Source organism: Pseudomonas sp. SK3(2021), from assembly GCF_016772375.1.
GTDB lineage: Bacteria > Pseudomonadota > Gammaproteobacteria > Pseudomonadales > Pseudomonadaceae > Aquipseudomonas > Aquipseudomonas chlororaphis_I.
In genome coordinates this window covers 4,277,047-4,296,064 of the sequence record NZ_CP061943.1, presented here as the reverse complement: position 1 = coordinate 4,296,064, position 19,018 = coordinate 4,277,047, and the positions used below count along the sequence as shown (strand labels likewise).

Annotated in this window: 20 protein-coding genes; 8 read left to right on the top strand and 12 right to left on the bottom strand. The window is 61.3% G+C overall.

The features are described from left to right. Positions 1-64: 64 nt before the first annotated feature. A complete protein-coding gene (cspD, locus tag IF690_RS18800) occupies positions 65-322 on the bottom strand; it encodes a cold shock domain-containing protein CspD (protein ID WP_202696896.1) in 258 nt (85 codons plus the stop codon). Between the two features lie 226 nt (positions 323-548). Between cspD and clpS the strand changes: the two genes are divergently transcribed. Both clpS and clpA read left to right on the top strand, forming a co-directional pair. Then, positions 549-911, top strand: a complete 363-nt coding sequence (clpS, locus tag IF690_RS18795) for an ATP-dependent Clp protease adapter ClpS (protein WP_009044582.1) — start codon at positions 549-551, stop codon at positions 909-911. A gap of 30 nt (positions 912-941) precedes the next feature. Further along, on the top strand, positions 942-3,212 hold the full coding sequence (gene clpA, locus IF690_RS18790) for an ATP-dependent Clp protease ATP-binding subunit ClpA (protein ID WP_016701885.1): 2,271 nt from the start codon (positions 942-944) through the stop codon (positions 3,210-3,212). Between the two features lie 39 nt (positions 3,213-3,251). Here the strand turns inward: clpA and IF690_RS18785 are convergent, their stop codons facing one another. The 5 genes from IF690_RS18785 to trxB form a co-directional block, all read right to left on the bottom strand. Then, positions 3,252-4,583, bottom strand: coding sequence for an IS4 family transposase (locus IF690_RS18785; RefSeq protein WP_202696895.1), 1,332 nt, complete (start codon positions 4,581-4,583; stop codon positions 3,252-3,254). A gap of 186 nt (positions 4,584-4,769) precedes the next feature. Beyond that, positions 4,770-4,988, bottom strand: coding sequence for a translation initiation factor IF-1 (infA, locus tag IF690_RS18780; RefSeq protein WP_002553999.1), 219 nt, complete (start codon positions 4,986-4,988; stop codon positions 4,770-4,772). A gap of 100 nt (positions 4,989-5,088) precedes the next feature. Further along, positions 5,089-5,796, bottom strand: a complete 708-nt coding sequence (locus IF690_RS18775) for an arginyltransferase (protein WP_202696894.1) — start codon at positions 5,794-5,796, stop codon at positions 5,089-5,091. A gap of 57 nt (positions 5,797-5,853) precedes the next feature. Continuing rightward, the gene (aat, locus tag IF690_RS18770) at positions 5,854-6,534 is read right to left on the bottom strand and encodes a leucyl/phenylalanyl-tRNA--protein transferase (protein ID WP_202696893.1); all 681 of its coding nucleotides are present in this window, start codon (positions 6,532-6,534) and stop codon (positions 5,854-5,856) included. Positions 6,535-6,606: 72 nt separating this feature from the next. Then, positions 6,607-7,557: a thioredoxin-disulfide reductase gene (trxB, locus tag IF690_RS18765; protein ID WP_202696892.1), complete on the bottom strand. Its 951-nt coding sequence runs from the start codon at positions 7,555-7,557 to the stop codon at positions 6,607-6,609. A 318-nt stretch (positions 7,558-7,875) separates the two neighbouring features. On the opposite strand from trxB, the gene ftsK reads away from it, so the two are divergent. The 6 genes from ftsK to cysG all read left to right on the top strand — a co-directional run bounded on the left by ftsK (position 7,876) and on the right by cysG (position 15,395). Next, positions 7,876-10,284 (top strand): DNA translocase FtsK, encoded by a 2,409-nt coding sequence (ftsK, locus tag IF690_RS18760; protein ID WP_202696891.1) that lies wholly within the window; start codon positions 7,876-7,878, stop codon positions 10,282-10,284. A gap of 68 nt (positions 10,285-10,352) precedes the next feature. After that, positions 10,353-10,976: an outer membrane lipoprotein periplasmic chaperone LolA gene (lolA, locus tag IF690_RS18755; protein WP_007929220.1), complete on the top strand. Its 624-nt coding sequence runs from the start codon at positions 10,353-10,355 to the stop codon at positions 10,974-10,976. A gap of 30 nt (positions 10,977-11,006) precedes the next feature. Next, a complete protein-coding gene (locus IF690_RS18750) occupies positions 11,007-12,332 on the top strand; it encodes a replication-associated recombination protein A (RefSeq protein WP_202696890.1) in 1,326 nt (441 codons plus the stop codon). Beyond that, positions 12,329-12,703, top strand: coding sequence for a fluoride efflux transporter CrcB (gene crcB, locus IF690_RS18745; protein ID WP_023964430.1), 375 nt, complete (start codon positions 12,329-12,331; stop codon positions 12,701-12,703). Before IF690_RS18750 ends, crcB begins: the two co-directional genes overlap by 4 nt. Before the next feature lie 16 nt (positions 12,704-12,719). Next, on the top strand, positions 12,720-14,000 hold the full coding sequence (serS, locus tag IF690_RS18740) for a serine--tRNA ligase (protein ID WP_202696889.1): 1,281 nt from the start codon (positions 12,720-12,722) through the stop codon (positions 13,998-14,000). Further along, positions 14,001-15,395, top strand: a complete 1,395-nt coding sequence (cysG, locus tag IF690_RS18735) for a siroheme synthase CysG (protein WP_202696888.1) — start codon at positions 14,001-14,003, stop codon at positions 15,393-15,395. It begins immediately after the preceding gene. Between the two features lie 84 nt (positions 15,396-15,479). On the opposite strand, the gene IF690_RS18730 is transcribed toward cysG, so the two are convergent. The 6 genes from IF690_RS18730 to tusD all read right to left on the bottom strand — a co-directional run bounded on the left by IF690_RS18730 (position 15,480) and on the right by tusD (position 18,957). Next, entirely contained in the window at positions 15,480-16,481 is a 1,002-nt protein-coding gene (locus tag IF690_RS18730) for a glutathione S-transferase family protein (protein WP_202696887.1), read from the bottom strand. 88 nt (positions 16,482-16,569) lie between these two features. Next, the gene (locus IF690_RS18725; protein ID WP_202696886.1) at positions 16,570-17,571 is read right to left on the bottom strand and encodes a glycosyl transferase family protein; all 1,002 of its coding nucleotides are present in this window, start codon (positions 17,569-17,571) and stop codon (positions 16,570-16,572) included. Continuing rightward, entirely contained in the window at positions 17,568-17,903 is a 336-nt protein-coding gene (locus IF690_RS18720) for a TusE/DsrC/DsvC family sulfur relay protein (RefSeq protein ID WP_202696885.1), read from the bottom strand. Before IF690_RS18720 ends, IF690_RS18725 begins: the two co-directional genes overlap by 4 nt. Beyond that, the gene (tusB, locus tag IF690_RS18715; protein WP_202696884.1) at positions 17,900-18,199 is read right to left on the bottom strand and encodes a sulfurtransferase complex subunit TusB; all 300 of its coding nucleotides are present in this window, start codon (positions 18,197-18,199) and stop codon (positions 17,900-17,902) included. The genes IF690_RS18720 and tusB overlap by 4 nt, the downstream gene beginning before the upstream one ends. Then, a complete protein-coding gene (gene tusC / locus IF690_RS18710) occupies positions 18,199-18,561 on the bottom strand; it encodes a sulfurtransferase complex subunit TusC (RefSeq protein WP_202696883.1) in 363 nt (120 codons plus the stop codon). Before tusC ends, tusB begins: the two co-directional genes overlap by 1 nt. A 3-nt stretch (positions 18,562-18,564) precedes the next feature. After that, positions 18,565-18,957, bottom strand: coding sequence for a sulfurtransferase complex subunit TusD (gene tusD, locus IF690_RS18705; RefSeq protein ID WP_202696882.1), 393 nt, complete (start codon positions 18,955-18,957; stop codon positions 18,565-18,567). Positions 18,958-19,018 lie beyond the last annotated feature (61 nt).

Genomic DNA, 19,018 nt, shown 5'->3' with positions numbered 1-19,018 from the left:
GGTTCAATTGATTGAACCGGCCGTTTTTTTATGACTGTTTTTTATGACTGGATGCTGAAGATTTTCAGCTCAGGGCCGTTTCCTGGTAGGAAGGGGCTACGACGGGGGCGTTCTGGGTCTTGATGGAATGGATTTTCACAGCGTGCAGGCCCTTGGGGCCTTGAGTGATCTCAAAGCTCACGGCCTGACCGGCTTTCAAGGTTTTGTAGCCTTCCATCTCGATGGCCGAGTAGTGGGCGAAAAGGTCGTCGCTTTTGCCCTCCTCATTAATGAAGCCATAACCCTTGGCGTTGTTGAACCACTTGACCTTGCCGCTTGCCATGCTCATATCCCTCTGCAACAGACTCCATCACTGGAGTATCATCCAGTTCATCCGTACCGGAATCCGAAAATATAGGATTGGCGGTACGGACCTTTATTACCCAACGTGGGCTCTATTGGTTGTAACACCGTTTTGCCGATAGTCAAGGTGACCCGGCGGTCGGAGTTGAAATCCCCCCGGAGCGCCCCCACCACTGTATTTGCTCAACTAACGAACCTTTCTTTCCATGCATGCAATCAGCCAGATTCGACTAACATTCAATCAGGATCGCCCGGATTTCCAAGACGACGATTCCGCTGGCTTGGCTGTACAGGAAGCTAAGCCGACGTTGCAGGCTCCGCCGATGTACAAGGTGGTTTTGTTCAATGATGACTACACACCGATGGATTTCGTCGTCGAAGTGCTCGAGGTGTTTTTTAACCTGAATCGCGAGCTGGCGACCAAGGTAATGCTGGCCGTCCATACAGAAGGACGGGCAGTATGTGGATTGTTTACCCGCGACATCGCCGAGACCAAGGCCATGCAGGTCAACCAGTACGCCAGGGAAAGCCAGCATCCGCTACTCTGTGAAATCGAGAAGGACGGTTAATCGCCGACCACTTGGGTATGAGGTGAAGCTATGTTAAACCGCGAGCTCGAAGTCACCCTCAATCTCGCCTTCAAAGAGGCTCGTTCGAAGCGTCATGAGTTCATGACCGTCGAGCACCTCTTGTTGGCTCTTTTGGATAATGAGGCCGCCGCCACCGTTTTGCGTGCCTGCGGAGCAAACCTCGACAAACTCAAGCACGACCTGCAGGAGTTCATCGACTCCACCACGCCGCTGATTCCCGTGCACGACGAGGATCGCGAAACCCAGCCAACCCTGGGCTTCCAGCGTGTACTGCAACGTGCTGTCTTCCATGTGCAGAGCTCGGGCAAGCGCGAAGTGACCGGCGCCAATGTGCTGGTTGCAATCTTCAGTGAGCAAGAGAGTCAGGCAGTGTTCCTGCTGAAACAGCAGAGCGTTGCCCGCATCGATGTCGTCAACTACATCGCCCATGGCATCTCCAAGGTGCCGGGGCATGGCGATCATTCCGAAGGTGAGCAGGATATGCAGGACGATGAAGGCGGTGAGTCTTCCTCTTCAGGTAATCCGCTGGATGCTTATGCCAGCAATCTCAATGAGTTGGCACGCCAGGGGCGTATCGACCCGTTGGTCGGTCGTGAGCAGGAAGTCGAGCGTGTAGCGCAGATTCTTGCGCGCCGGCGCAAGAACAACCCGCTGCTGGTGGGCGAGGCCGGTGTAGGTAAAACCGCCATCGCCGAAGGTCTGGCCAAGCGCATCGTCGACAGTCAGGTGCCTGACCTGCTGGCCAGCAGCGTGGTGTATTCCCTGGATCTCGGCGCGTTGCTGGCGGGTACCAAATACCGCGGCGATTTCGAGAAGCGCTTCAAGGCGTTGCTGGGCGAGTTGAAAAAACGTCCGCAGGCAATCCTGTTCATCGACGAGATTCACACCATCATTGGCGCCGGCGCGGCGTCCGGTGGGGTGATGGATGCCTCGAACCTGCTCAAGCCGCTGCTTTCTTCGGGCGACATCCGTTGCATCGGTTCGACCACCTTCCAGGAGTTCCGTGGGATTTTCGAGAAGGACCGGGCGTTGGCCCGCCGTTTCCAGAAGGTCGATGTATCCGAGCCTTCGGTAGAGGACACCATTGGCATTCTGCGCGGTCTCAAGGGGCGTTTCGAGCTGCATCACAGCATCGAGTACAGCGATGAGGCGTTGCGCGCCGCCGCCGAACTGGCCTCGCGTTATATCAACGACCGGCATATGCCCGACAAGGCGATCGATGTGATCGACGAGGCGGGCGCCTATCAGCGTCTGCAGCCGTCCGACAAGCGCGTCAAGCGCATCGAGGTGGCTCAGGTCGAGGATATCGTGGCGAAAATCGCACGGATTCCGCCGAAACATGTCACCAGTTCCGACAAGGAGCTGTTGCGTAACCTCGAGCGCGACCTGAAGCTGACAGTATTCGGCCAGGATGCGGCGATCGACTCGCTGTCGACTGCGATCAAGCTGTCCCGTGCCGGCCTGAAGTCGCCAGACAAGCCTGTCGGTTCGTTCCTGTTCGCCGGGCCTACCGGTGTCGGTAAGACCGAGGCTGCGCGGCAGTTAGCCAAGGCGCTGGGTATCGAGCTGGTGCGTTTCGACATGTCCGAGTACATGGAGCGCCACACTGTATCGCGTCTGATCGGTGCGCCTCCGGGTTATGTCGGTTTCGACCAGGGTGGTTTGCTGACCGAGGCGATTACCAAGCAGCCTCATTGCGTACTGCTGCTCGATGAAATCGAAAAGGCGCACCCGGAAGTCTTCAACCTGCTGCTGCAGGTGATGGACCACGGTACCTTGACCGATAACAACGGGCGCAAGGCGGATTTCCGCAACGTGATCGTGATCATGACCACCAACGCGGGTGCCGAAACCGCGGCGCGGGCTTCCATCGGCTTCACTCATCAGGATCACTCTTCCGATGCCATGGAAGTGATCAAGAAGAGCTTCACGCCGGAATTCCGTAACCGTCTGGACACCATTATCCAGTTTGGTCGCCTCAGTCATGAGGTCATCAAGAGTGTGGTGGACAAGTTCCTTACCGAACTGCAGGCGCAGCTGGAGGACAAGCGCGTTCAGCTGGAAGTCACCGATGCGGCCCGCAGTTGGCTGGCGGCAGGTGGTTACGATGTGACCATGGGCGCTCGCCCTATGGCGCGCCTGATCCAGGACAAGATCAAGCGTCCGCTGGCGGAGGAGATACTCTTTGGCGAACTGGCCGAACATGGCGGTGTGGTGCACATCGACATCAAGGATGGCGAGCTGACCTTCGAGTTCGAGACCACCGCAGAAATGGCCTGACCGGCCGTAATGAAAAAGGCGCCGCAAGGCTAATGCCAGTCAGTTAAGCTGACTGGCATTTTTATTTTTGATCGGATACTTCGGCGATTTGAGCCGGATGGCCCGTGGATAAGCACGCTCTTCCCGGCGATGTGGCAAGACATAGTGCGGGGTCGAGGCATGCAATTCGGCGAGATATTTGGGGATGTTCCCTGAGCGATCCGCAGAAACCCCGTTGATAAACCCCAGGATCGCCCAGGTGCAGGCGGTGAAGCTCAGTTCGCACGGATGGATGCCCGGACAATGGCGGCTCATTTCCACCATCTGATAACGCAACAGGTTGTAGCCCAGCAACACACCCCACAACTCTTGTTCGATCATCTCGGGCGTCTTGCTACGCAGCGTGTAGCTGCTGTTGAGCAGTGTCTGTTTCATCTCCCTGAACCCTAATTCGATCTCCCAGCGATGGCTGTACAGGTCGACGATTTCATCGGATGGGAAGCGCAGCGGGTCGGCCATTGACGTCAAAATCTGACAGACCTTGCCCTTGACGGTTTTGCTCAGGAGCCTTGCAGTCAGGCGCTCCGGCAATCCCGGCCATTGCTTGCGGGCCTGCGGCGAAGTGTTTAACGAGACCACCGCATCCTGACGGCCCAACCGCTGAATCACTTCGTACTGCGCCCCTTTGCGTAACGGCATCAGCCAATGCCGCTCGGTGCCGGCCTGTTGCCACTGATGCAGCAACCCCAGGGAGTAAAAACCGCGATCGAACAGCGTCAGCGAGTGATCCGGCGTGGTGTCGATCAGTTGCTCTGCCAGCTTCATTTCGTTGCTGCGATAGCCGTCAAAGGCACTGCCGATCAACAAATGACTGGTCAGCTCCATTTGGCAAACCATGCGTACCTGAGGAAAACCGGTATCGCCATGTTGATTGCTGGCGGAGTCGTAACGCGCACGGTTTTCGGGTGTATCGGGCGTTCGCCAGACGACGCCATCGACCCCCAGCAAACGCAACCCGGCCCAGGTCGGATGGCCGGCCGCTTCATGCCAGCTTTTCTGTGTCAGATCGAAGACTTGTCGTACGGCCTCGCTGCCCAATCGCCGACGGGCCTGGACTACGGCGCTGGGCGCGACCAGCGGACGTTGCCCAGGCAGCATGATGTTCATGCGACTGACCACATCCCACGCCGACATGCGCCGAAAAAACGCCATGGAGATGACGCACCAAAGCATCATCTCCAAGGGCAAACGGCGCTTGCGCAGAGTGGCCACACCAGCCTGTTCCAGGGCCTGCTCGACCAGAGAGGGGTCAAGCAACGAGTCCAATCCCTCAAGCGAATTGGGGGTTGAGACGATGTTGTGGGTCAGTTCCAGTGCCCGAGCCAGACGCATAAAAAAATCCGATGCCTATTCAGGCATCGGATTTTGATTTCTTGCGGCCAAAGGTCAAGCAGAAGGGCTTAACTGATCGGCATTAGCCGCAAGGCGCCTTTTTTATATCTGTTTTGTAGGCAGCAAGAGCAAATCGCAGGCAAACAAAAACGCCCGGTATGAGCCGGGCGTCTTGTATTGACTTGTTTAGCGAGCGCGGTAAGTGATGCGCCCTTTGCTCAAGTCATAGGGCGTCAGTTCGACGCGCACTTTGTCACCGGTAAGAATACGAATGTAGTTCTTGCGCATCTTGCCGGAGATATGCGCGGTTACGACGTGCCCATTTTCCAACTCCACACGAAACATGGTGTTGGGCAGGGTGTCGACGACAGTGCCTTCCATTTCGAAGCTGTCTTCTTTCGACATGCAGTAAAGCCCTCGGTGTCCAGTGAATGGCCCGGTGCAACTGCGCCAGGCAAAAGCGGCGTGCATTGTGCCCGAAAAGTGGGGTTCAAGCCAAGGGCTTCTAGTTCAGGATGACCCATCTCTGGTTGATCAGCAGCTCGATGGGCCGATATTGGGTCTTGTAGTTCATCTTTTTGCAGTTCTTGATCCAGTATCCGAGGTAGACCGCGTCCAGGCTCAGGCGCAAGGCTTCGCCGATTTGCCACAGAATGGCGTAGCGACCGAGGCTGCGGCGCTCTTCATCGGGCTCGTAGAAGGTGTAGACCGCGGACAGGCCATTGGGCAACAGGTCGGTGACGGCCACGGCAAGCAGGCGCTCATCGAGACGGAACTCGTAGAACCTGGAGAAGGGCAAGTCGCGAACCAGAAAGGTCGAGAACTGATCGCGGCTGGGCGGGTACATGTCGCCATCGGCGTGGCGTTGCTCGATGTAGCGCTGGTAAAGGTCGAAATACTCTTCGCTGAACCCCGGTTTGACAGGCTGGACCTTCAGGTCGGCATTGCGTTTGAGAATGCGCTTTTGCTGACGATTGGGTACAAACTGCGCTGCAGGAATACGTGCCGGAACACAGGCATTGCAGTTCTGGCAATGCGGCCGGTACAGGTGGTCGCCACTGCGACGAAAGCCCATTTCTGACAGATCTGCGTAGACATGCACATCCATGGGCTGACTAGGGTCGAGGAACAGCGTGGTCGCCTGTTCTTCGGGCAGGTAGCTGCAAGAGTGGGGCTGAGTGGCATAGAACTTCAAACGCGCCAACTCGGTCATGAATCAACCCTCGGGATTAGCTTTGAATTAAGTGTAAGCCACACCGGCAAAACCCGCCTAGGAAACCCATATGGCGCGGCTGGGCTGGTCCAGGTGGTGCTGCAGATAGCCGGCGAACTCCTGGCGTGGGATGGCGCGGGCGCCCAGGCTGTGCAGGTGGTCGGTGGGCATCTGGCAGTCGATCAGGGCGAAGCCCCATGCCTGTAAATGTTGGACCAGCGTGACGAAGCCGAATTTCGACGCATTGTCGGCCCGGCTGAACATCGACTCGCCGAAAAACAGCTGGCCCATTGCTAGTCCATACAGTCCACCCACAAGCAAGCCCTGATCCCAGACCTCGACCGAATGGGCATGGCCGCGCCTGTGCAACTCGAGGTAGGCATTCTGCATCGATTCGGTGATCCAGGTGCCGTCGGCATAAGGGCGTGGCGCCGCACAAGCGCTGATGACCGCGGCAAAATCCTGATCGAAGGTGACCTGGTAGCGTTGCTGGCGCAGCAGCTTGCCCAGGCTGCGGGATACATGCAGTTCGTCTGGAAATAACACTGTACGCGGGTCGGGCGACCACCAGAGGATGGGCTGGCCTTCGGAAAACCAGGGAAAGCAGCCGTGGCGATAGGCCTGGATCAACCGGTCGGCCGACAGGTCGCCGCCGGCGGCCAGCAGGCCGTTGGGGTCGCGTAGGGCCTTTTCCAGCGGAGGGAAGTCGAAGTTGTTGCGTTGTAACCAGGTCAGCATGGCATTCAGACTTGCGGAAGGGGAGGGCGGTGGCGGGCCCTGCAAGGCCCGCCGCAAGCGTAGGTCGGGAGGTCAGTTGTCGTCGAGGAATTTCTCCGCATCCAGGGCCGCCATGCAGCCCGCGCCCGCGGAAGTGACGGCCTGGCGATACACAGGGTCGGCCACATCGCCCGCGGCGAACACGCCCGGGATGCCGGTGGCCGTGGCGTCGCCTTCGCTGCCGCCCTTGACCAGCAGATAGCCGTCGCGCATTTCCAGCTGGCCCTTGAACAGGTCCGTATTGGGCTTGTGGCCGATGGCGATGAATACGCCGGTCAGCGCCAATTCCCGGGTTTCTCCGCTGAGGCTATCGCGCAGGCGGGCACCGGTGACGCCGCTGGCGTCGCCCAGCACTTCATCGAGGTTCTGGTTCCAGTGCAGGCGGATATTGCCCTTGGCGGCTTTCTCGAACAGCTTGTCCTGGAGGATTTTTTCTGCGCGCAGCTTGTCGCGCCGGTGCACCAGGTGCACCTCTTTGGCGATGTTGGAGAGGTACAGGGCTTCCTCCACGGCGGTATTGCCACCACCGACCACGGCAACCACTTGATCGCGATAGAAGAAGCCGTCGCAGGTGGCGCAGGCCGACACACCCTTGCCGGCGAAGGTTTCTTCGGAGGGCAGGCCCAGGTATTGGGCCGATGCGCCGGTGGCGATGATCAGTGCATCGCAGCTGTAGACGCCGCTGTCACCCTTGAGGACAAAGGGGCGCTGCTGCAACTCCGCGGTATGGATGTGGTCGTAGACGATCTCGGTGTCGAAGCGTTCAGCGTGTTTTTGCATGCGTTCCATCAGCACCGGGCCGGTCAGGCCCTCGACATCGCCAGGCCAGTTGTCGACTTCGACGGTGGTGGTCAACTGGCCGCCGGCTTGCAGGCCGGTGATGACGGTCGGTTTGAGGTTGGCGCGGGCGGCATAAACGGCAGCGCTGTAACCGGCGGGGCCGGAGCCCAGAATGATCAGGCGTGAATGCTTCGCTTCTGTCATAAAAACACCTCATAAGCCTTTGTCACAAAAGAGAATGCGTGCTCAAATTGAATACTGCGTGAAGTGTTCCTGGCTTATGCTACACCCAGTATTGAGCAGCGTGGCACGGCGCTTACAAACCCGTACAATGCGGGTTTGCAGGCCTATATGGAATACATCGGCATTGCACGCGGCAGCTCTTACAGTTTCGCAATGCGTGGGCAGAATGTTAAAAGTAGCCCCAGTTATGCTCGTCAACTTTTTTACCTGCCTGGATTGGGCAGTATTTTTTAGTCGATCAACAGTTGGACGCGCCCATGGCGCAGGAAAAGACGCGTTTTGAAGAAATCCACCGCAGCACCTAAAACAGTAGTCCCACTCTGGCGCCAGCAATTGCACTACCGCCTCAAGGAAGGTGCGTTGATCGCCATTGGGGCCTTGTGCCTGTTCCTGATGATGGCATTGCTGACATATGGCAAAGACGATCCGGGCTGGAGCCATAACAGCAAGATCGAAGATGTGCAGAACTTCGGCGGTCCTGCCGGTTCTTACAGCGCCGATATCCTGTTTATGGTGTTGGGTTACTTCGCCTATATCTTCCCGTTGTTATTGGCGATCAAGACTTATCAGATCTTCCGTCAACGCCATGAGCCATGGCAGTGGAGCGGCTGGCTGTTTTCCTGGCGCCTGATCGGCCTGGTATTCCTGGTGCTGTCCGGTGCCGCGTTGGCGCATATCCATTTTCATGCGGCGACCGGCCTGCCGGCCGGCGCGGGCGGGGCGCTGGGTGAAAGCCTGGGCGACCTGGCCAAGAATGCGCTGAACATCCAGGGCAGTACGCTGATGTTTATCGCGCTGTTCCTGTTCGGCCTGACCGTGTTTACCGATCTTTCCTGGTTCAAGGTCATGGATGTGACCGGCAAGATCACCCTCGACCTGTTCGAACTGTTCCAGGGCGCCGCCAACCGCTGGTGGGCGGCCCGTACCGAGCGCAAGCAACTGGTCGCCCAGTTGCGTGAAGTGGATGCCCGGGTCGACGAAGTGGTCGCTCCGACCGTGACCGACAAACGTGAGCAGGCCAAGGTCAAGGAGCGCCTGATCGAGCGCGAGCAGGCCCTGAGCAAGCACATGTCCGATCGTGAGAAGCAGGTCCCGCCGGTGATCGCCCCGGTCCCGGCAAAGGCGCCCGAGCCAAGCAAGCGCGTGCAGAAAGAGAAACAGGTCCCGCTGTTCATCGACAGCGCGGTCGAAGGCACATTGCCGCCTATCTCGATTCTCGATCCGGCGGAAAAGAAACAGCTCAACTATTCCCCCGAATCGCTGGCCGCCGTCGGCCATTTGCTGGAAATCAAGCTCAAGGAGTTCGGGGTCGAGGTATCGGTGGACTCCATCCACCCGGGCCCAGTGATTACCCGTTACGAAATCCAGCCGGCCGCCGGTGTGAAAGTCAGTCGCATCGCCAACCTGGCCAAGGACCTGGCGCGTTCGCTGGCGGTGACCAGCGTGCGGGTGGTGGAAGTGATTCCCGGCAAGACCACCGTGGGTATCGAGATTCCCAACGAAGACCGGCAGATCGTGCGCTTCTCCGAAGTGCTGTCGACCCCGGAATACGATAACTTCAAATCCCCGGTCACCCTGGCCCTGGGCCACGATATCGGCGGCAAGCCGATCATCACCGACCTGGCCAAGATGCCTCACCTGCTGGTGGCCGGTACCACCGGTTCCGGTAAGTCGGTGGGGGTGAACGCGATGATCCTGTCGATCCTGTTCAAGTCCGGCCCGGAAGACGCCAAGCTGATCATGATCGACCCGAAAATGCTCGAGCTGTCGATCTACGAAGGCATCCCGCACTTGCTGTGCCCGGTGGTGACCGACATGAAGGACGCCGCCAACGCCCTGCGCTGGAGCGTGGCCGAGATGGAGCGGCGCTACAAGCTGATGGCCAAGATGGGCGTGCGTAACCTGTCGGGCTTCAACGCCAAGGTCAAGGAAGCCATCGAAGCCGGTACGCCGCTGACCGACCCGCTGTACAACCGCGAAAGCATCCACGACGAAGCGCCGCTGCTGACCAAGCTGCCGACCATCGTCGTGGTGGTCGACGAATTCGCCGACATGATGATGATCGTCGGCAAGAAGGTCGAAGAACTGATCGCGCGGATCGCCCAGAAAGCCCGTGCCGCGGGGATCCACCTGATCCTGGCGACCCAGCGACCGTCGGTGGACGTGATCACCGGCCTGATCAAGGCCAACATCCCGACCCGCATGGCGTTCCAGGTATCGAGCAAGATCGACTCGCGGACCATCATCGACCAGGGCGGCGCCGAACAACTGCTGGGCCACGGTGACATGCTCTACATGCCGCCGGGCACCAGCCTGCCGATCCGCGTCCATGGCGCCTTCGTCTCCGACGATGAAGTGCACCGTGTGGTGGAAGCCTGGAAGCTGCGTGGCGCACCGGAGTACAACGACGACATCCTCAACGGTGTCGAAGAAGCCGGCAGCGGCTTCGACGGTGGCAGCGGCGGTGGCGACGGTGACGACGCCGAGACCGACGCGCTGTACGACGAAGCGGTGCAGTTCGTCCTCGAGAGTCGCCGGGCGTCGATCTCCGCGGTTCAGCGCAAGCTCAAGATCGGCTACAACCGCGCGGCCCGCATGATCGAAGCCATGGAAATGGCCGGTGTGGTGACCGCCATGAACACCAACGGCTCCCGCGAAGTGATAGCGCCGGGTCCGATGCGCGACTGACAATGACCCGATACAGGCGGCGTGACCCTGCGCCGCCGGTTTTTTCCACGAATCTAATGAGGACTCCCATGCGTCTTATCCGCATGTTGCTGGTACCGGTACTGGCTTTAACGACGCTGTCGGCCCATGCCGATCAGAAAGACGTGGCGCGCCTGACCCAGTTGCTCGAAAAGTCCCAGACCCTGACCGCACGGTTTTCGCAACTGACCCTCGACGGCAGCGGCACCCAGCTGCAGGAAACCGCTGGGGACATGGCGCTGAAGCGCCCGGGCCTGTTCTATTGGCACACCGATGCGCCGCAGGAGCAACTGATGGTCTCCGACGGCAAGAAGGTTTCCCTGTGGGACCCGGACCTGGAGCAGGTCACCATCAAGACCCTGGACCAGCGCCTGACCCAGACCCCGGCCTTGTTGTTGTCGGGCGATGTGTCGAAAATCAGCGAAAGCTTCGACATCAGCGCCAAGGAAGCCGGTGGCGTGGTCGACTTCATCCTCAAGCCGAAAACCAAGGACACCCTGTTCGACAGCCTGCGCCTGTCGTTCCGCAATGGCCTGGTGAATGACATGCAACTGATCGACAGCGTTGGCCAGCGCACCAATATCCTGTTCACCGGGGTCAAGGCCAACGAGCCGATCGCCGCTTCCAAGTTCAAGTTCGACATCCCCAAGGGTGCCGACGTGATTCAAGAATAAGTCGACGCCAAGAGGTTTCAATCGTCCGCCATGGATCTGTTTCGCAGTGACCCGATCGCCCAACCCCTGGCCGCGCGCTTGCGCCCGGCCAACCTGGACGAGTACGTCGGTCAGGAGCATGTGCTCGCCCGCGGCAAGCCTCTGCGCGAAGCGCTGGAGCAGGGGGCCTTGCACTCGATGATCTTCTGGGGGCCGCCGGGCGTGGGCAAGACCACCCTGGCTCGGCTCCTGGCGAAGGTCTCGGATGCGCACTTCGAAACGGTCTCGGCGGTGTTGGCCGGGGTCAAGGAGATCCGCCAGGCGGTGGAAATCGCCAAGCAGCAGGCGGCCCAGTACGGGCGCCGGACCATCCTGTTCGTCGACGAAGTGCACCGCTTCAACAAGTCCCAGCAGGATGCCTTCCTGCCTTACGTTGAAGACGGCACCCTGATTTTCATCGGCGCGACCACCGAGAACCCATCCTTCGAGCTGAACAACGCACTGTTGTCCCGGGCTCGGGTTTATGTGCTCAAGAGCCTCGACGAGGCGGCGCTGCACAAGCTGGTGCAGCGGGCGCTGACTGAAGAGCGCGGGCTGGGCAAACGCCAGCTGAGCCTCAGTGAGGAAGGCTTCCAGATGCTCCTGGCGGCGGCGGATGGCGATGGCCGGCGCCTGCTCAACCTGCTGGAGAACGCCTCCGATCTTGCCGAAGACGGCACGCAAATCGGTGTCGAGCTGTTGCAAAGCCTGCTGGGCGATACCCGTCGGCGTTTCGACAAGGGCGGCGAAGCCTTCTACGACCAGATATCGGCGCTGCACAAGTCGGTCCGTGGTTCCAGCCCGGACGGTGCCCTGTACTGGTTCGCGCGGATGCTCGACGGTGGTTGCGACCCGCTGTACCTGGCGCGCCGCGTGGTGCGCATGGCCAGCGAAGACATCGGTAATGCTGATCCGCGGGCATTGAGCCTGTGCCTGGCCGCCTGGGATGTGCAGGAGCGCCTGGGCAGCCCCGAAGGCGAGCTGGCGGTGGCCCAGGCCATCACCTACCTGGCCTGCGCGCCGAAAAGCAACGCCGTGTACATGGGTTTCAAGGCCGCCATGCGCAGCGCCGCCGAACATGGTTCGCTGGAAGTGCCGCTGCACCTGCGCAATGCGCCGACCAAACTGATGAAGCAACTGGGCTACGGCGACGAGTACCGTTATGCCCACGATGAGCCGGATGCCTACGCGGCCGGTGAAGACTATTTTCCCGAGGCGCTGGAGCCGCAGCCGTTCTATCAGCCCGTGCCCCGTGGCCTGGAACTGAAGATCGGCGAGAAGCTCAAGCATCTGGCGGAGCTTGACCGGACCAGCCCCAAGCAGCGGAGAAAACCGTGATCCCGTTGATCGTTGCCGTCTCGCTGGGCGGTGTTGCCGGAACCCTGTTGCGCTTTGCCACCGGCAACTGGATCAGCGCCAATTGGCCACGGCACTTCTATACCGCGACGCTGGCCGTTAATATCGTGGGCTGCCTGCTGATCGGCGTGCTGTACGGCCTGTTTCTGATACGCCCGGAGGTGCCCATCGAGGTGCGCGCCGGGTTGATGGTGGGCTTCCTTGGCGGCCTGACGACTTTTTCATCCTTTTCACTGGATACGGTGCGTCTGCTGGAAAGCGGACAGATACCGCTGGCCCTGGGCTATGCGGCCATCAGCGTATTCGGCGGGCTGCTCGCGACCTGGGCCGGCCTGTCCCTGACCAAACTTTGATAAACGAGAGACCGACATGCTCGATTCCAAACTGTTACGTAGCAACCTTCAGGACGTAGCGGACCGCCTGGCATCCCGTGGCTTTGTCCTGGATGTAGCACGCATCGAAGCGCTGGAAGAACAGCGCAAGACCGTCCAGACCCGCACCGAACAACTGCAGGCCGAACGTAACGCGCGCTCCAAGTCCATCGGTCAGGCCAAGCAGCGCGGCGAAGACATCGCGCCGCTGATGGCTGATGTCGAGCGCATGGCGGGCGAGTTGGCGGCCGGCAAGGTCGAGCTGGATGCCATTCAAACCGAGCTGGACTCGATCCTGCAGGGCATCCCGAACCTGCCTCACGAATCGGTGCCGGTTGGCGACGACGAAGACGGCAACGTCGAAGTACGCCGCTGGGGCACGCCGACGGCGTTCGATTTCCCGATCCTGGACCACGTCGCCCTGGGCGAAAAGCACGGCTGGCTGGACTTCGAGACCGCGGCCAAGCTGTCGGGCGCGCGTTTTGCCCTGCTGCGCGGGCCGATCGCCCGCCTGCACCGCGCCCTGGCGCAGTTCATGATCAACCTGCACACCAGCGAACACGGTTACGAAGAGGCCTACACCCCTTACCTGGTGCAGGCACCGGCGTTGGTGGGGACCGGCCAGTTGCCGAAGTTCGAAGAAGACCTGTTCAAGATCAGCCGTGAAAACGAAGCCGATCTGTACCTGATCCCGACCGCCGAAGTGTCGCTGACCAATATCGTGGCCGGCGAGATCCTCGATTCGAAGCAACTGCCGATCAAGTTCGTCGCCCACACCCCGTGCTTCCGCAGCGAAGCCGGTTCGTCGGGCCGCGACACCCGCGGCATGATCCGCCAGCACCAGTTCGACAAGGTCGAGATGGTCCAGGTCGTCGAGCCATCGACCTCCATGGACGCCCTGGAAGGCCTGACCGCCAACGCCGAGAAAGTCCTGCAACTGCTGGAGTTGCCTTACCGCACCCTGGCGTTGTGCACCGGCGACATGGGCTTCAGCGCGGTCAAGACCTACGACCTGGAAGTGTGGATCCCGAGCCAGGACAAGTACCGCGAAATTTCGTCGTGCTCCAACTGTGGCGACTTCCAGGCCCGCCGCATGCAGGCGCGCTTCCGCAACCCGGAAACCGGCAAGCCGGAACTGGTGCACACCCTGAACGGTTCCGGCCTGGCGGTCGGTCGTACCCTGGTGGCGGTGCTGGAGAACTACCAGCAGGCCGACGGTTCGATCCGTGTGCCTGAGGTGCTCAAGCCTTACATGGGCGGCCTCGAGGTCATCGGCTAAATGGAATTTCTGCCGCTGTTTCATAACCTGCGCGGCAGTCGTGTGTTGGTGGTCGGCGGCGGGGAGATTGCCTTGCGCAAATCCCGCCTGCTGGCCGATGCCGGTGCGCTGCTGCGGGTAGTTGCACCTGAAGTGGAACCCCAGTTGCGCGAGCTGGTCACGGCCAGCGGCGGCGAATGCCGGTTGCGCGGTTATGTCGAGGCGGACCTGGACGGCTGCGTGCTGATCATCGCCGCCACCGACGACGAACCGCTCAATGCCCAGGTCTCCGCCGACGCCCATCGGCGTTGCGTGCCGGTCAATGTGGTGGATGCGCCAGCCTTGTGCAGCGTGATCTTCCCGGCGATCGTCGACCGTTCGCCACTGGTGATTGCCGTCTCCAGCGGCGGCGATGCGCCGGTGCTGGCGCGCCTGATCCGGGCCAAGCTGGAAACCTGGATTCCCTCGACCTACGGTCAACTGGCCGGCCTGGCCGCGCGTTTTCGCAATCAGGTCAAGGGCCTGTTTCCGGACGTGCAGCAGCGTCGTGCCTTTTGGGAAGACGTGTTCCAGGGACCGATCGCCGACCGACAACTGGCCGGGCAGGGCGAGGAGGCCGAGCGGTTGCTACAAGCCAAGATCGCCGGCGAAGCGCCCCATGCGCCGGGCGAGGTGTATCTGGTGGGGGCGGGGCCGGGCGATCCGGACTTGCTGACCTTCCGCGCTTTGCGCCTGATGCAACAAGCCGACGTGGTGCTCTATGACCGTCTGGTGGCACCGGCGATTCTCGAGCTGTGCCGGCGCGATGCCGAGCGGGTGTATGTCGGCAAGCGCCGTGCCGATCATGCCTTGCCCCAGGAACAGATCAACCAGCAGCTGGTGGACCTGGCCAAGCAGGGCAAGCGCGTGCTGCGCCTGAAGGGCGGTGATCCGTTCATCTTCGGCCGTGGCGGCGAAGAGATCGAAGAGCTGGCGGCCCAGGGCATTCCGTTCCAGGTGGTGCCGGGGATTACCGCCGCTAGCGGCTGTGCCGCCTATGCCGGGATTCCGCTGACCCATCGTGACTATGCGCAGTCCGTGCGTTTCGTCACCGGGCACCTGAAGGATGGCACCACCGATCTGCCTTGGGCCGACCTGGTCGCGCCTGCACAGACCCTGGTGTTCTACATGGGCCTGGTGGGCTTGCCGGTGATCTGCGAACAACTGATCCAGCATGGCCGTTCGGCGGATACGCCGGCCGCCTTGATCCAGCAGGGCACGACCTCCAACCAGCGGGTGTTCACCGGCACCCTGGCGGATCTGCCGAAGCTGGTGGCGGAGCATGAAGTGCATGCGCCGACCCTGGTGATCGTCGGCGAAGTGGTGCAGCTTCGCGAGAAGCTGGCCTGGTTCGAAGGCGCGCAGTCGCAGGTCTGAACAGCATCGCGGGCGATCTCACTCCTGCACAGAAGCCTGTTCTGCAGGAGCGAGATTACCCGCGATAGCGCTTGGCCACTTGCCTCAATTCTTCCGCCAAACCCCACGCCCGCTCAGACGCTTGCGATCATGCGCTGCATCGAAGTCCTGCGCCGGCCCTTTCGGCACGACGCCAGTCGGGTTGATGGTGCGGTGGCTGGCGTAGTAGTGCCCCTTGATATGGGTGAAGTCCACGGTTTCGGCGATCCCCGGCCACTGATACAGCTCTCGTAGCCAGTTCGACAGGTTCGGATAGTCGGCGATCCGCCGCAGGTTGCACTTGAAGTGACCGTAATACACCGCGTCGAAGCGAATCAGCGTGGTGAACAGGCGGATGTCCGCTTCCGTCAGGTATTCGCCGGCCAGGTAGCGTTGGCCGCCCAGGCGCTGTTCCAGCCAATCGAGTTCGCTGAACAGATCGTCGAAGGCCGCTTCATAGGCCTTCTGCGAAGTGGCGAAGCCGGCGCGATACACGCCGTTGTTCACCGCGGGATAGATGCGTGCGTTCAGTTCGTCGATTTCGCGGCGTAGCGGTTCCGGGTAGAAGTCCAGGCCGTTGCCGCTCAAGTCATCGAAAGCGCTGTTGAACATGCGGATGATTTCCGCCGACTCGTTGCTGACGATGCGTTTCTGCTGGGTGTCCCAGAGCACGGGCACGGTGACGCGGCCGGTGTAGTCGCGGGTATCGGCGGTGTAGCGCTGGTGCAGGAAATCCAGGTGATCCAGCTTGTCGCCGCTGGAGCCCAGGGCCCGGTCGAAAGTCCAGCCCTGTTCCAGCATCAGCCAGCTGACCACCGACACATCGATCAGGCTTTCCAGGCCCTTGAGCTTGCGCAGGATCAGGGTGCGGTGCGCCCAGGGGCAGGCGAGGGAAACGTACAGGTGATAACGGCCGGCTTCCGCGCGGAAGCCACCTTCGCCGCTTGGGCCTGGCTTGCCGTCGGCGGTCACCCAGTTGCGGCGTTGCGCCTGTTCGCGCTGGAAGGCGCCGTCTTTGCTGCTTTCGTACCACTGGTCGTGCCAGCGTCCCTCAATCAGCAGGCCCATAAAAAACTCCTCGGTCAGTGTGCATTGGTGTGCAGTTTAATCCGAGGAGTTCGAACGAATTACGCAAAAGTCGGGCGATTATGATCGGCTAAATCGATTTGTCGCGGGCGTCCCAGTATTGCTGAGCCTGCTCGAAAGCCCGTTCCCGGGGCATGCCAAGCCCGCGCAGGGCCAGGGCCATGGTGGCGATCAGCGCCAGTTGCGGGTAGCTGTCCTGCACATCGCCGCGCCAGACGGCTTTCAGGTGCTCGGGATCGAGGGCGGCCGGTTTGACATGGCGCTGCCCGGACAGCGCCGGCCACTCCTCATCCCAGCTGACACCACCGGTGCTGCCGTACAGATGGCTGGCGCTGTCCGGGTTGATCTCGATTTCGCCGCCGTCCCCCTTGATCACAATGACGTTGTCCCCCAGCAGGCCGCTGGCATCGCGATGCACGCCCTGATAACCGGGATGGAAGATGCTTTGCAGGCCGCAACGCGCGCCCAGCGGGTTGAGGATGCGCGCCAGGGAGTGGATCGGCGAGCGCAGGCCCAGGGTGTTGCGCAGGTCGATCATGCGCTGCAGCTGGGGCGCCCAGTCACCCAGGGGGATAAAGGCCAGGTTGCCCTGGTCCAGTGCGCTACCGACGGCCTGCCAGTCGCGGCACAGCGGTATCTGCAACCGCTCCAGCAATTGCTCAGTGTACAGCCGGCCGGCGGTGTGGGCGCCACCGCCGTGCAGCAGGATGCGCACGCCGTTTTGCGCCAGGCACTTGGCGGCCAGCAGGAACCAGGGCAGGTGGCGCTTTTTGCCGGCGTAGCTGGGCCAGTCCAGGTCGACCTTGATCGGTGGCGCCTGCAGTCGCTCGCGCAGGGCTTCGGTAAAGCCGGCCAGTTCCTCGGGGCTTTCTTCCTTGTGCCGCAACAGCATCAGGAAGGCGCCGAGCTGGGTGTCCTCGACCTTGTCGTCGAGCAGCATGCCCATGGCTTCACGGGCCTCTTCACGGGTGAGGCTGCGAGCGCCGCGTTTGCCTTTGCCGAGAATGCGCACGAACTGTGCGAAAGGATGCTCGGCGGGCGTTTCGGTGGTCAGCGGGGCGAAATCGGTCATAGGCAATTGGTCGGCTTGGGCAGGCCCGCCAGCTTGGCGGCAAGTTTGGCGGGAGTGCCTTTGAACAGTCGGTTCAGGTGCAGGCTGTTGCCCTTGTCCGGGCCCAGCTTCAAGGCGGTGTATTTGATCAGTGGGCGGGTTGCGGGCGACAGTTGGAACTCTTGATAGAAACCGCGCAGCAGCTCGAGGATTTCCCAGTGCTCGGGCGTCAGTTCGATCTGTTCCGCCGCGGCCAGGGCATTGGCCACCTCGCTGGACCAGTCGTCCAGTTCCACCAGGTAGCCGTCCTTGTCCAGGGCGATGGCGCGTTCGCCGACAGTCAATGCATTCATAACCAGCTGTTGACCTTGTCGTAGTGGATCGACAGCGCGACGAACGCCGGGTAGTCGATGCTCGTGGCCCAGGCCGGAACTTCCAGGCCTCGGGCCTGCTGGTCTTCCGCCAGGACGTAGAGTGCCAGCGCCTCGCCGCGTGCCTGCAGGGCCGCCAGCGGCGCGCTGCCAGGCTGCAGGGCGTACACCGCGTCGCCACACAGGAGAAGGGCATCCTGCGGGCCGAGCAGGCGCAGGCAACTGGTCAGCCGGGAATCGGTGAAGGGCGAGTGGGAGAGCACGTGCAAGGTCGACATCAGAGGGTGATCACCTGGTCAAAACGGTCAATAAGTGCGCCGAGTTCGGCCGGGGCCAGGACCTGCACCTCGTCCAGGTTCAGTGCGGCCGGGTCGAGACCACGTTCCGCCACGCTGGCGCCACAGGCGAACACCTGCTCGACCCCGAACAGCGACAGGGCCTGCAGATTGGCGCTGAGGTCCTTTTGCTGCACGGCGACGGCTTGCTGCCCGGGGGCCAGCTGAAACACACCGTCGTCGAGAAACAGCAGGCCGATCGGCAAGTCGAAGGCGCCACCCGCCAGCACGATATCCAGTGCCTCGCGAGCGCCGGGGCCGGACCAGGGCGCCTGGCGGCTGATAATCAACAGGGATTGCGCCATGTTTCATGGCCCTCCGAAACAGATCAGGCGGTCGGCCGCCTGTATGGCGTCGTGCAACTGGCCGAGCCCGGAAAGCTCCCAGGGCGCGCTCAGGTTGACGGCCGGGCGCTGGTAGCGCGCGGCTTCCTCCTGGTTCAACACTCCCCGGCGCAGGGCCGCGGCAATACACACCACGCCATCGAGCTGGTGCTCGCTGACGAAGGTTCGCCATTGCGCGGGCAGGTCCAGTTCGTCCTGCGGGGTGACGATGTTGTCCGATGCGCTGTGCACGCCATCCTGATAGAAAAACAGCCGCACGATCTCGTGGCCACCGGCCAGCGCTGCCTGGGCGAATGCCAGGGCGCGGCGCGAGGAGGGCGCGTGAGCGGCGGAGAAAAGGGCAATGGCGAACTTCATGAAGAACTCTGTCTGCAAACCTGGGGCCATGATAAAGCTTTATGCCGGGCCCGGCGAAGTG